This window comes from Commensalibacter melissae (assembly GCF_009734185.1).
Lineage (GTDB): Bacteria > Pseudomonadota > Alphaproteobacteria > Acetobacterales > Acetobacteraceae > Commensalibacter > Commensalibacter melissae.
Window position 1 is genome coordinate 1,846,972 of sequence record NZ_CP046393.1, and the last position, 13,766, is coordinate 1,860,737.

Here is a 13,766-nt window from a genome sequence, read left to right on the forward strand (position 1 = left end):
AATGAGTAACCAATCCAGCAATATACTTCTATCCGTTAAAAATCTCACCATTGGTTACGGTACAAAGGTTATCCAGAAAAACATTAATTTTGACGTTAAGCAAGGCAGTATTTTTGCCCTAATGGGTGGTAGTGGATGTGGAAAAAGTACACTTCTTAAATCCATGATAGGGCTTTTAGAACCAATAGCGGGTGATTATCTTGTCAAGAATGAAAATTACTGGAAAGTTTCGAGAAAACATCGCATAAAAATCGCGCATAATTTTGGTATTTTGTTTCAAAATGCTGCTCTATGGAGCTCTATGACAGTAGGTGAAAATGTTGCGCTTCCATTGCAACTTTTTACCAACCTTTCTCCAGAAATGATTCACCGATTGGTAGAATTAAAACTGGGGCTGGTTGGAATGGAATATGCCATTAACCTGTATCCCTCTGAATTAAGCGGAGGAATGAGAAAACGGTGTGGCTTGGCTAGAGCTCTTGCCCTTGATCCAGAAATCCTATTTTTTGATGAACCCTCAGCCGGACTTGATCCCATCACTTCTAAGAGACTTGATGATTTAATTCTCACCTTACGAAATGGATTGGGAACCACAATCATCATAGTCAGTCACGAATTATCAAGTTTATTTACAATTGCAGATGATGGTATATTCCTTGACGCGGAATCAAAGACACCTCTTGCCCATGGTTCACCACAAGAAATGCACGATCATCCATCCTGTCAATTGGTTTACGATTTTATGCATAGACAACGTTATGAAAATGCAGAAGAGAAAGAAAAACAAAGATGACCATTAATAAACAAACCACAATCGGGGCTTTTGTATTAGGAGGAATAATTCTTGCTCTTTGTGCTGTTATTTTTTTCAGTAATTTTAATCTTTTTTCAAAAAAAGAGCATGCCATAATCGTTTTTCCAAGCTCAATATCAGGATTATCCATTGGAGCGCCTGTTACGTTCAGAGGAGTACAGGTAGGAACCGTTGATTCCATTAATCTCCAATTCGATCAAGGCAGTCACAAAGCCTATATCCCTGTAGTAATCAATATTGATCCCAGAAAAATCCGCATAGGATATAAATATAATAATTTTAAAAAACTATTGGAAAAAATGATAGAAAATGGACTTTGTGCAGAAATTAGTACAGAAAGTTTTGTTACCGGTACGTCCAATATTTTCCTTGATTTTGATTTACAGAATGCCCCTCACTTTCATCCTGTGATTGCAAAAAATCTTACAGAAATACCTTCCCGTCCCTCTACGTTTCAAAAAATCAAATCCGAATTAATGAATCTACAACTTGAACAACTTTCCAGAAACCTAAATAACACTGCGCAAAAAATAGGACAACTTGCCGAAACTTTAAACAAGCAAACCCCTGATCTTATTAATAGCGTCAAGAAAACATCAGATAGTACAAATATTCTGGTGACTCATATCAACAAAAACATAGATGGTTTATTGAAGAACTTTAATAAATTGCTTGTTGATGGAGATGTCCAACTTCGTTCACGCGGAAAAGAGCTTCACATTCTATTAAACAATTCAAACAAAGCCGTGTCATCAGCATCAGAAATGATTGATAATGTGAAAACGCTTACCTCATCCCGTTCACCTTCACGAAACAATCTTGAAATTATCCTAAAGAACCTTGCTGATGCTTCCACTTCACTTCGAGGATTTTCGCGGGAAATAGAACGTAATCCTAAATTATTACTGATTGGTCGAAAACAATGAATAAATTCATCGCTTTATCCTCATTAAGTACCTTATTTATTCTCGGGGGATGCAGTGCTCCCCCTCTTAAATATTACACTTTCAATGAAAATATTATAAATCAGTCGACAAACAAAATTACACAATATTCTGAAATCTCCCCCACTATTATCATTACACCGATCACAATACCGGATTACCTTGACACAACCGATATTGTTACCCGAGAAAACAGCAGTCTTCATCATAGTGTCAACGGAAGAATGAGTAGCGTTTTATCCGTTGCCATAACCGATTATGTTACACATTTGCTATCCGTAAAAAATCCAACTCTATTCATAACCAATCAAAGACAGGTTGGTATGCCAACAAGTCAGATCCTGATCAATATCAGCCACTTGGATGTACAAAATCTGGGGAATCAAAATGGCTCAGCAATCTTGGAAGCTGATTGGTCCATTATTCCCAGAAATGAACATCTACCCATCAACAAACAAAAAGGAACCTTTTTTGCATCGGGTTCCATTGCTTCTGACAGTGATGTAATCAAAATAGAAGAGGCTCTATTAATCCAACTGGTTAATCAAATCAATAAAAATCCTTTGTACTAACTTGATTATTGATTTTCTTTTTCAAGGTCTCTCAAAACTTCCGGACTATTCAGCACTGCATCAATCTTAGCTGCATAGTCCAAAGTTGTATCAGGCTGAAATCTCAAATCAGGTAAAAATTTAAGTCTAATTTTTTGTGACAGCTGGTTTCTCAAATAAGGTGCAACTCGTTTTAACGCAGGTAAAAAATCCCCTACATCACTTTTCCCTAAGTGAGAAATATATACAATTGCATGACGCAAATCAGGCGTCATGCGCACTTCCGTTACTGTAAATTTCTGTCCCTGAAGTTCAGGCACACGAAATTCGATCCGGATAAATAAATCTGCCAAAATATGCCTGATTTCTTCAGCAACGCGCAATTGCCGTTGAGAAGGGCCTTTTTTTGAATCCTTTTTCAAAAAATCCTTCCCAGTTACTATAAATTTATCCATCAAGCCTGTACTGTTTCAATTTCATAACATTCAACAACGTCTCCCTCTCGCAAGTCATTGTATCCTGCAAAAGAAAGTCCACATTCATAATCATGTGCCACTTCTTTGACATCATCCTTGAAACGTTTAAGCTGGCTTAAATTACCCTGATGAATAACAACATTGTCACGCAACAACCGAACACCGCAACCTCGACGAACCACACCCTGTGTTACGTAACATCCTGCAACCTTACCAGTTTTACTGATGGTAAAGACTTTACGAATTTCTGCATAACCCAAGAATTTCTCACGCTGTTTTGGTGCAATACGTCCTTTAATAATCTGTTCAATATCATCAACCACCTGATAAATAATTGAATAATAATGAATATCAACACCTTCATGCTGTGCAAGTTCTCTAGCCTGCGTTGTTGCCCTTACATTAAAGGCGATAATGATAGCCTGTGATGCTTTGGCAAGTTGAACATCACTTTCCGTAATCTGACCAACTGTTGCGGATAAAACGCGAACTTTAATTTCCTCATGTTCAAGTTTCTGAACTGTTGCCTGAATAGCCTCAGCAGATCCCTGAACATCAGCCTTGATTAAGACAGCAATTTCTTTTTGCTCATTTGCTTGAATACGCGCAAGCATCTGATCCAAGGTTCCACGTGCAGCCATTCTAACCGCTGCCTGTTTTTCACGAGCCTTACGTTGCCTAAATTCAGAAATTTCACGAGCTTTACTTTCACTATCCACAACAACAAAAGGCTCACCAGCACGAGGTACACCCGTTAAACCCAAAAGCTCTACGGGTGTGGAAGGTCCAGCTTTTTTCATATTCTTGCTTTTATCATCCAGCATCGCACGAACACGACCCCATTCAGAACCAGCGACAATAACATCTCCTTTATTCAAAGTTCCTTTCTGAACCAATAAAGTCGCAACAGGTCCACGTCCCTTGTCCAAACGACTTTCAATAACAGCACCCTCTGCCACTCTATTCGGGTTTGCTTTTAATTCCAACAATTCAGCCAGCAAAATGATTGCTTCTTCCAGTTTGTCCAAGCCGATATGTTTTTTAGCCGAAACTTCAACATCCTGAGTATCACCGCCCATTTTCTCAACGACGATTTCATGATTCAAAAGCTCCTGTCTTACACGGTCAGGATTGGCCCCAGGCAAATCACATTTATTAATGGCAACAATAATTGGAACATTTGCAGCTTTAGCATGTTTAATTGCCTCAATTGTCTGAGGCATGACCCCATCATCCGCAGCAACAACAAGAACAACGATATCCGTCACTGACGCTCCCCTGGAACGCATCGCCGTGAATGCCTCATGACCAGGCGTATCTAAAAAGGTGATTTTAGCACCTGACTGCATTCTAACCTGATAGGCGCCAATATGCTGGGTAATCCCACCAGCCTCCTTATGCGCAATATCCGTTGTCCGCAGAGCATCCAGCAAAGAGGTTTTACCATGATCAACATGTCCCATCACCGCTACAACAGGTGGACGGGGCAATTTATCCTCATCCTTATCCTCTACACCTTCAATACCAAGTTCAACATCACTATCGGCAACCCTATGCACACGATGACCAAATTCCTCAATAATCAATTCGGCCGTGTCTGCATCCAATGACTGATTAACTGTTGCCATCACACCCATTTTCATCAGGGCTTTAATAACGACTCCTTGGCGTGCCGCCATACGATTGGCAAGTTCTTGTACGGTAATTGTTTCTGGAAGAGTGACATCACGAACAACCTTTACCTGATCCGTACGTAATTTCTCCAACTCTGCTTGACGGCGTTCACGTTCTCTTTGACGACGTACCGAAGCCAACGAACGAACTTTATTATCATCCTCGCCCTCAATCGCTGCCTGAATATCTATTTTACCAGAACGTCGACCATCCCCCTTGCCTCGACTACTGCTTTTACGATTTACACCGCTTCCACGACGGGATGAACCACGACGACCTTCCCCTTCATCAGAATCCATATCATCCTGAACATTAATCCTGCGTGAAGATTCAACAGATTTCTTATTTATTTTTCCGTCTTTTTCAGATGTTTTGACATTGAGAACAGATTCACTTGAATTTTTTACTGAGGTTTTACCAGAAACGGATTCTCCATTCTTAACAGACTCACTCACCACAGGTTTTTCAGGCAAAATAGCTCTTTTTGCCAAAGGTTCCACAGGAACAGGCTCTGGTGCCAAGGTAATTTCACCAGGAATAGGAACCTTGGAAACCTTGACCCGACGTAATGGAGGTTCAGATGCAGTTTTCGTTTTTTTAGATTTTATAGTTTTTTTAGATTCTTCTATCTCAGATACAGCAATTTTTTCCTGCTCAACAGTTTCTTTGCCTTCTTCCTGCGCAGCCTTTTCAGCCTCTGCCTGTGCCTTGGCTAGAACTTTCTCTTCTTCCTGTTTTTTACGTAATCTCTCCGCTTCTGAAAGAATAGATATTTTTTCCTGTTCTTGACGTTCAAGATTTTTACGCTGCTGTTCAAGCTTTTGTTCTTCCAGAACACGCTGTCTGATGGCTAATTCTGCAGCTGTCAAGGAGCGTTTACTCGAACCAGCAGATGCTTTTTTTGCCGCAGGTTTACGGACACTATTAACCTGTTTTTCCTTACTGCCAGGCGCACTACGCTTTTTACGCACTTCAACCTGGACAACCTTGCTGCGTCCATGGCTAAAACTTTGCCTAATAGATCCGGCATCGACAGTCTGCCCCACGTCCCTTTTTACTGATGAACGTAAAGATAAACGTTTTTTACCCTGTCCTTGTTCTTGATCGTTGCCTTCGCTCATATACCTGCCTGTTCTTAAATCCATTTTCGATGGGTTGACTTATTCCATCGATTTATACCCTAATTTATTATTCCTGATAACCGTTTATTATCAAAAAGAATTTGTTTTACAAACGGCCCCCTGTAAATTGCTGCATGAACTATATATTCTCGACCAAAAATCATTCCCAATTCTTTTGCCGTAAAAACTGCCATGACAGGTAAAAGACCCGTTCCTGATAATATACGCTTTTTTTCTTCTTCACTACCATCTATAGCCTGTATAATCAATCCAGCAATATTCTGAGAAATCTTTTCTCTTACTTTTACAAAACCGTACGTAATCTGTCCAGCACGTCTTGCAAAACCAAATGTATCCTTAATTTTATTCCGCAAACCATCCCTAATTATTGACACCAAATTTTCCGGAACCGTAACCTGACATTGCATTGCACGTGAGAACGAACGCATTTCTATCGCCTTATGTATGATATTTTTATCGGCTTTCAACCACATCCCTCTTCCAGGAAGCCGTTCTGTCAAATCTGGAACAATATATCCATCTGGCGACAAAACAAAACGAATTAAATTTTCAGGATCATCTCTTTCCCTTGTAACCACACAAAAACGTTGACGATTCGCCAAGCTATCAGGCCTTTTATTCATTAGCGTAAACTATTCAAAATTAAAAGAAAATAATAAATCAAAATGATTAGGCCTCTCATGAAGCCTAATCATTTAAATATCATTATCAAATTTTATTCTTTATTTTGACTTTCCTCGCTTCCCTCTTCTTCAAACCAATGTTCTCTGGCCTGCATAATAATTGCATTGGCTGTTTCTTCATCAATTGCATCTGCACCAAGAATCTCGATCAATTCATCACTGGCAAGGTCAGCTAAATCATCAAGCGTTTTCACCCCTTTTTCACCCAATAAGATCAACATTTGTGGTGTAAAGCAATCAAGTTCCACAAGCTCATCCGAAACCCCAAGAGCCTGCCTTTTCTCATCCAGAGAACGATGTTGTTTTTCCAAACATTCTTCTGCCCTCTGGACAAGCTCTTGCGCGATATTTGCATCAAAACCTTCAATTTCAGCCAATTCCTGAGGATCGGCGAAAGCAAGCTCCTCAATAGTATGAAAACCTTCTGTAACCAACAGGCCGGCAATCACATCATCAACATCCAGCTCTTCGGCAAAAATAGCGGATCTGCGACGGAATTCTTCTTGTCTACGATCTGATTCTTCTGTTTCGGTCAGAATATCAATGTCCCATCGTGTCAATTGACTGGCCAAACGAACATTTTGTCCACGACGTCCAATAGCTAAACTCAATTGATCATCTGGAACCACAACCTCCACACGCCCAGCTTCCTCATCCATGACAACTTTTGTAACTTCCGCTGGTGCCAAGGCATTCACGACAAAGGTGGCCGCCTGACCGCTCCAAGGAATGATATCAATTTTTTCCCCTTGCAATTCCTGTACTACAGCTTGTACGCGGGATCCCCTAACCCCAACACAAGCACCAACAGGATCAATGGTACTGTCTTTTGAAATAACAGCCATTTTCGCTCGGGAACCCGGGTCTCTGGCGACTGCCTTAATCTCGATAATACCATCATAGATTTCAGGCACTTCCTGTGCAAACAATTTCGCCAAAAATGCGGGGTGCGTCCTAGATAAAAAGATCTGTGGACCACGTGGCTCCTTACGGACATCACAAATATAGGCTCTTACACGCTCTGAATTCCGAAAGTTTTCTCTTGGAATCAATTCATCACGCCTTAACAAAGCTTCGACACTACCAATTTCCACCAACAGATTACCATATTCAGTTCGTTTCACTGTTCCATTCACAATTTCACCAATACGATCCTTGAAATCCTCATATTGACGATTCCGTTCACATTCACGAACACGTTGCACGATAACCTGCTTTGCAGTCTGTGCAGCGATACGGCCAAAATCTATGGGTGGCAATGGATCAATAAGATATTCACCAACCTTAATATCAGGCTGTATCTTGAGCGCAATTTTATATGGAATTTGTGAAGCCTCATTTTCAACTTCCTCCACGACTTCTGTCCATCGGGAAAGGCGCACCTCTCCCGTCTTACGATCAATTATCGCACGAATGTCTTTTTCATGACCATATTTAGCGCGTCCAGCCTTTTGAATGGCCTGTTCCATCGCTTCGAGAATCTCTTCCCGGCTAATGGCTTTTTCACGAGCAACAGCATCAGCAACCAATAACAATTCAGGACGAGCAACAGACGTATCCATTTTAACCTCACAATCTATTGTACCGGATTAAACCGGTTTTGATTTTATTTTCACTTATGCTTTATTCGGTTTCCGACCCAGATAAAACATTGACCATATGACTGCATGCATCAATTAAAGAATCAGTCAGCACCAATTTAGCCTTGCGTATTTCTGACAAAGGTAATTCAACTTCAGAACCTGTATCTAAACGCATACGCGCATTCTGTTCATCCGCTCCCAAGGCAATCCCGGAAAAGCGTCTTCTGCCTTCAATTGGAATCATCATTTCCACTTTGGCAAGATGACCCGCAAAACGGTTCCAATCTTTTACACGCACCAAGGGACGATCGATTCCGGCGGAGGAAACCTCCAATGTCCAGGCACCTTCCATAGGATCATGAACATCCATTACAGCACTTACAGCATGACTGATCTGTTCACAATCCTCAACATTAATCAGACTACCATCAGCCCGATCCACCATAATCTGTAAGGTCAAAGCTTGTTTGCCCAACAAAGCCACTCTAACCAACTCATATCCCATATCAATCAAAATAGGTTCAACCAAAGCGATAACACGTTGTTCAATACGTAAATCAGAAATATTTTCTACGGATTCCAAAATAAAAAAGGCGGCCGACTAAGGCCACCCCCCACATCAAACGGAAGACAATTTTGTATTAATTTAACAATCTTATAAATGCTTTACAAGTAACAAATCCAAATATTTATAATTCCATGATAATGACACGTTATGTTTGGACATATTACAAATGAAAAGTGACCTGTTTAACAAATAAACAGGTCACTTACACTTTAAAACGGATTTTAAGACTTAGGCCATTAGTCTGAGAACATAAGGTAAAATGCCACCATTACGATAATATTCTACCTCTTCTTGTGTATCAACACGACAGATTACAGGAATATCCTGATGTGAACCATCATTGCGAGTTATTCTCATAATCATTTTTTGACGCGGTTTTAAAGTTTCTATACCCAAAATATCGATTTTTTCATCACCCTTCAATCCCAACGTTTTACGTGTTGTACCCTCTTCAAATAAGAGTGGCAATACACCCATTCCAACAAGATTAGAACGATGAATACGTTCAAAACTTTCAGCAATAACGGCTTTTACACCCAACAACGTCGTACCTTTTGCCGCCCAGTCACGGGAGGAACCCATTCCGTATTCTTTACCGCCAAAAACAACCAATGGTGTATTTTCTTTTTGGTATTCCATGGCAACATCATAGATTGCCCCTTCCTTACCATCAGGATAATGCTTACTATATCCACCTTCAACTCCTGGAACCATTTCATTACGAATACGGATATTGGCAAAAGTGCCACGCATCATGACTTCATGATTACCACGACGTGAACCATACGAGTTAAAGTCCTCCACCCTGACTCCATGTTCAGTCAAATATCTGCCGGCAGGGGAATCTTTACGAATGGAACCAGCTGGAGATATATGATCTGTTGTAACATTATCCCCTAATAACGCCAATATTCTTGCCCCTTTAATATCATGACGGGCTTCAGGATGCTGCTTCATTCCTTCAAAATAGGGAGGATTACGAACATAGGTTGATTTTGAATCCCAATCATAAGTCTGAGATCCAGTTGCCACAGCCAATCTCTGCCATTCAACCGTACCTTTACTGATATTATCATATCCCTTACGGAATTCTTCACGCGTAATCGCTGCTGCCATTACCTCTTTGATTTCCTCTGTTGAAGGCCAAATATCATGTAGATAAATTTCCTTACCATCCTTGGAAACACCAATAGGATCCTTTGTAATATCCTTACGCAAGGTTCCCAATAAAGCATAAGCGACTACCAACGGTGGACTTGCCAGATAGTTTGCGCGAACGTTTGGAGAAATACGTCCCTCAAAGTTACGGTTTCCCGAAAGAACTGCTGTTGCCACCAAATTGTTATTTTCGATAGTGTCAACAATTTCTGGTGCCAGGGGACCAGAATTTCCGATACAGGTTGTACAACCATATCCAACAATATTGAATCCAAGCGCATCAAGAGATGGAATTAACCCGGCCTTTTCTAAATATTCAGTAACAACTTTTGAACCAGGTGCAAGAGACGTTTTAACCCAAGGCTTCCGCTTCAATCCCAAAGCATGTGCTTTTTTTGCCAATAAACCAGCAGCAATCATCACTTCCGTATTAGAGGTATTGGTGCATGAAGTAATTGCCGCAATTACAACTGAACCATGTTCGAGTTTGAAATCTTTACCGGCAACGGCACAAGCGACATCTTGATCTTTACCTTCAACATGGAATCCTGAAGACAGCTCTTTGACGAATGCAGAGGTTGCATCGCTGAGGCTGATACGATCTTGTGGACGACGAGGACCTGAAATAGAGGGAACAACATTACCAATATCCAGTTCCAAAGTATCAGTAAATTCTGGTTCTTCCGCATTCGCTTCACGGAACATACCCTGTGCTTTAAGGTAAGCTTCCACCAACTTAATCTGATGATCGTCACGACCGGTTAATTTGAGGTAATCCAAAGCTTGCTGGTCAACCGGGAAGAACCCACATGTTGCGCCATATTCAGGTGCCATATTTGCAATTGTAGCCCGTGTATAAAGTGGTAAATGATCCAAAGCCGGACCATAAAATTCAACAAACTTGCCAACAACACCCTTCTTACGTAACATCTGTGTAATCGTCAGAACAAGATCTGTTGCAGTTACACCTTTTGCCAATTTTCCTGTTAACCGGAAGCCGATAACATCCGGTATTAACATTGTAATCGGTTGCCCCAACATGGCTGCTTCAGCTTCGATACCTCCAACACCCCAGCCAAGGACACCCAATCCGTTGACCATTGTTGTATGGGAATCTGTTCCAAAAAGAGTATCTGGATAGGCATAAGTTTTTCCATCTTCATCACGAAGCCAAACAACCTTGGCAATATGTTCCAAATTAACTTGATGACAAATTCCAGTATCAGGTGGAACAACGGAAAACCCTTTGAATGCTTCTTGTCCCCAACGAAGAAAAGCATACCGCTCAGCGTTTCGTTCAAATTCAAGTGTTATATTTTCTTTCAGTGCCGCATCAGATCCAAATTTATCGACCATTACAGAATGATCAATCACCAGATTTACCGGAATTAATGGATTAACCTTTTGCGGATCACCTTTTAACTGGGTCATTCCTTCACGCATAGCAGCCAAATCGACAACAGCTGGAACCCCTGTAAAATCCTGCATCAAAATACGGGAAGGACGAAAAGGCACTTCGGACTGGCTATGATGATTCTTTTGCCATCCTATAATTGCCTTGGCATTGTCTACCGTAAAAGATTGACCATTTTCAAAGCGTAAAACATTTTCCAGCAATACTTTTAAGGTATTTGGTAAACGACGAAAATTACCCAATTTTTTCTCTGCTTCAACCAGTGAAAAATAATGATAGGTTTTTCCATCGACTTCCAACGTTTTACATGTTTTTAAATTATCCTGACCAATCAGTTTCATAATGATATCCTTAAATTATGTCGTTAGATAATCGTGTATAAACAACATTTTATATTTGTTATCTCGCCAATTACACTATACTTATTATATCTTGAATATCATAAAAGCAATTATTCATGGGCTTTTACAATTTCACTAAACAGTGTACTTTTGTAACTTAAAATCATTTTTGAAACCCTTTTCATGACCGTATCTATTGTCAATCTAACCACATTTCGAAATGAAAAACTGGTCCTGAACAATATCAATTTTTCTCTATCTGCAGGGGAAAGTCTCTGTATCCATGGTCCAAATGGCGTTGGCAAAAGTACGTTATTAAGAATTCTCGCAGGGTTCAGAAAACCAGATTCAGGTAATGTTTTATGGAACTCCAGAAACATCTTTGAACATCATGAAACTTATGAAAATTATCTTCAAACTATTGCCTGGTTGGGTCATTCAAACGCCTTAAAACCGATTATGACTGTGAGAGAGAACCTGCAATTATATTCAAAATTTTACAAAACCAATCTTCACGATTGTTTGAAAAAATTTAATTTATACCATTTAATTGATACTCCCGTTCGATTATTATCCGCTGGTCAAAAACGTCGCACAGCCCTGGCTCGCATTTTGCTTAAACCTGCAACAATTTGGTTGCTAGATGAACCAACCGTTGGATTGGATAGAGAAAACATGATCAATCTTGCTGAAATATTTGCCTCTTTTCAAAAAAACGGTGGCATGATTTTAGTCAGTACACATACAGATCTTCCATTGATCAACACAAAATCTCTTAATCTTTCACTTCCTTCCTTACATTAAGATATCTTTCCCATGCCTTTCATTCTTCTTTTACAACGAGAAATATTGCTTTCTTTCCGGCATGCCAGTGATACCGTTGGAACAATCCTGTTTTTTATTTTGACAGCGACTCTTTTCCCGCTTGCGCTTGGACCAGAACCTCAAAAACTTCAGCAAATAGCCCCCGCCATTTTGTGGGTTTGCGCCCTGTTGGCCGCTTTGTTGCCTATGGAACGCATATACCAGCAAGATTATGAGGATGGGTCCCTAGATCAATTTTTTTTGCTTGGAATATCTCCCTCTACCTTGGCTTTCACCAAAATGACAGGTCACTGGTTATGTACAGGAATCCCTCTTCTCTGCGCCAGTATCCCCTTAACAATTTTATATAACTTACCCATATCAATCCTGCCCATTTTTATTATCAGCCTTTCACTTGGAACCGCCTGTCAATCTCTTGTCGGGGGAATGACAAATTCTATTGCCCTTGGAGCCAAGAAAAACTCTTTTTTGCTCCCTTTATTAACTTTTCCCTTGTTAACCCCCGTCCTTATTTTTGGCACCATGCTTATTGATGCAAAATTAAATAATCTCGCATTCCTACCCAATCTTCAATTACTCGGGGCATGTTTTGCTATTGCTTTACCTTTTTGCCCACTTGCTGCTGGGGCAGGTTTACGATTGGCAATAGAATGAACAAAATCAGGGATTAACAGCCTCAAAAGGAATTTCACCTGTACTTTCCTCCCCCTTCCAATTCCAAACATGCCATTGCAAGATATATTGCCCCGCCTTTAACGGATATGATGTTTTAACTTCCCTGTGATTTAATGCAGTTGTTGCGGGAATCAAATCAGGTTGTCCAGATTGATTTATCAATAACAAACGACTGCGGAAAGGATCAAATTCATGGTCATAAATCAAATGAATTTCTTGATTCCCAGCCTTAATTTTCTGATGTGGCTGAGGATTGGAAAACTTTAAACCGATTGCATTAGCTGTACCAGTCGATAATAACAAGACAGTGCAGCAAGCCATAAAAATTAATTTATTTTGTTTTTTACTCATTTTGAAAGTCCTTATTAAATTTATTCTTTCAAATCTTTCAAAAAAAACTATAGCCCTATAAAATGGTTAAAACCAGTCCTTACAATAATGACTGCGATCACTTACCTAATTAACCTCAACTGGAAAGATAAATGATCTTTCATCTGCGCTCTTTGGCTGTAACCATAATTGCTGGAATTAGTCTAAATATCCTGTTTACCTATAAAACTGTCGCCCAATATAAACGATGCTGGCTGGAAAATGGTGTTGTTACTATCAACTGCGCCCCTGCTGATGGTTATTTTTTCATAAATAAACAAAATATATATAAAAAATGTCCAATAGTTGCAGGTATTTTAAAAAAATCCTGCAATATAGAAGATGGTTATGGGTTATTTTATAAAAATTATCATTGGTATCAATGTCCCGTACAACAAGGTAAAAAATTGGATCATTGCACTTTGGCTTCCGGATACCAGATTGTTAAACTGCATCAAACTTTTTTAAAAGACTAACAATCTTTCAACGTTTTGAACATTCAAAAGTCAAATATGACGGCTGTTATCTCTTCTTACTGCTTATATAAAC

At 39.9% G+C, this 13,766-nt stretch carries 12 protein-coding genes and 2 pseudogenes; 6 read left to right on the forward strand and 8 right to left on the reverse strand.

Annotated features, from left to right (window positions below):
* Position 1 precedes the first annotated feature (1 nt).
* From GN303_RS08240 to GN303_RS08250, 3 genes are read left to right on the forward strand one after another with little or no spacing between them, the layout of a single operon-like run.
* Entirely contained in the window at positions 2 to 793 is a 792-nt protein-coding gene (locus GN303_RS08240) for an ABC transporter ATP-binding protein (RefSeq protein ID WP_110439104.1), read from the forward strand.
* On the forward strand, positions 790 to 1,740 hold the full coding sequence (locus GN303_RS08245) for an MlaD family protein (RefSeq protein ID WP_110439105.1): 951 nt from the start codon (positions 790 to 792) through the stop codon (positions 1,738 to 1,740). The genes GN303_RS08240 and GN303_RS08245 overlap by 4 nt, the downstream gene beginning before the upstream one ends.
* On the forward strand, positions 1,737 to 2,330 hold the full coding sequence (locus GN303_RS08250; RefSeq protein ID WP_110439106.1) for a PqiC family protein: 594 nt from the start codon (positions 1,737 to 1,739) through the stop codon (positions 2,328 to 2,330). The genes GN303_RS08245 and GN303_RS08250 overlap by 4 nt, the downstream gene beginning before the upstream one ends.
* 5 nt (positions 2,331 to 2,335) lie before the next feature.
* Here the strand turns inward: GN303_RS08250 and rbfA are convergent, their stop codons facing one another.
* The 7 genes and pseudogenes from rbfA to acnA all read right to left on the reverse strand — a co-directional run bounded on the left by rbfA (position 2,336) and on the right by acnA (position 11,348).
* On the reverse strand, positions 2,336 to 2,764 hold the full coding sequence (rbfA, locus tag GN303_RS08255) for a 30S ribosome-binding factor RbfA (protein ID WP_110439107.1): 429 nt from the start codon (positions 2,762 to 2,764) through the stop codon (positions 2,336 to 2,338).
* Positions 2,764 to 4,740, reverse strand: a pseudogene (gene infB, locus GN303_RS08260) (translation initiation factor IF-2); the annotation flags it as partial. The gene rbfA and the pseudogene infB, both read right to left, overlap by 1 nt.
* Positions 4,741 to 4,914: 174 nt before the next feature.
* Positions 4,915 to 5,580: pseudogene (locus GN303_RS08950) on the reverse strand (translation initiation factor IF-2 associated domain-containing protein); the annotation flags it as partial.
* 59 nt (positions 5,581 to 5,639) lie between these two features.
* On the reverse strand, positions 5,640 to 6,224 hold the full coding sequence (locus GN303_RS08265) for an RNA-binding protein (protein WP_110439109.1): 585 nt from the start codon (positions 6,222 to 6,224) through the stop codon (positions 5,640 to 5,642).
* 92 nt (positions 6,225 to 6,316) lie between these two features.
* Positions 6,317 to 7,846, reverse strand: coding sequence for a transcription termination factor NusA (nusA, locus tag GN303_RS08270; protein ID WP_110439110.1), 1,530 nt, complete (start codon positions 7,844 to 7,846; stop codon positions 6,317 to 6,319).
* A gap of 61 nt (positions 7,847 to 7,907) precedes the next feature.
* Positions 7,908 to 8,372, reverse strand: coding sequence for a ribosome maturation factor RimP (gene rimP, locus GN303_RS08275; protein ID WP_370552740.1), 465 nt, complete (start codon positions 8,370 to 8,372; stop codon positions 7,908 to 7,910).
* 291 nt (positions 8,373 to 8,663) lie between these two features.
* Positions 8,664 to 11,348: an aconitate hydratase AcnA gene (acnA, locus tag GN303_RS08280; RefSeq protein ID WP_110439112.1), complete on the reverse strand. Its 2,685-nt coding sequence runs from the start codon at positions 11,346 to 11,348 to the stop codon at positions 8,664 to 8,666.
* A gap of 183 nt (positions 11,349 to 11,531) precedes the next feature.
* Between acnA and ccmA the strand changes: the two genes are divergently transcribed.
* Positions 11,532 to 12,152: a heme ABC exporter ATP-binding protein CcmA gene (gene ccmA / locus GN303_RS08285; RefSeq protein WP_110439113.1), complete on the forward strand. Its 621-nt coding sequence runs from the start codon at positions 11,532 to 11,534 to the stop codon at positions 12,150 to 12,152.
* A 12-nt stretch (positions 12,153 to 12,164) separates the two neighbouring features.
* Positions 12,165 to 12,827, forward strand: a complete 663-nt coding sequence (gene ccmB, locus GN303_RS08290) for a heme exporter protein CcmB (protein ID WP_110439114.1) — start codon at positions 12,165 to 12,167, stop codon at positions 12,825 to 12,827.
* A gap of 6 nt (positions 12,828 to 12,833) precedes the next feature.
* Here the strand turns inward: ccmB and GN303_RS08295 are convergent, their stop codons facing one another.
* On the reverse strand, positions 12,834 to 13,199 hold the full coding sequence (locus tag GN303_RS08295) for a copper resistance protein CopC (protein WP_110439115.1): 366 nt from the start codon (positions 13,197 to 13,199) through the stop codon (positions 12,834 to 12,836).
* Between the two features lie 131 nt (positions 13,200 to 13,330).
* Between GN303_RS08295 and GN303_RS08300 the strand changes: the two genes are divergently transcribed.
* Complete coding sequence (locus GN303_RS08300) at positions 13,331 to 13,693, forward strand: hypothetical protein (RefSeq protein WP_110439116.1); 363 nt, start codon at positions 13,331 to 13,333, stop codon at positions 13,691 to 13,693.
* Positions 13,694 to 13,766: the final 73 nt, after the last annotated feature.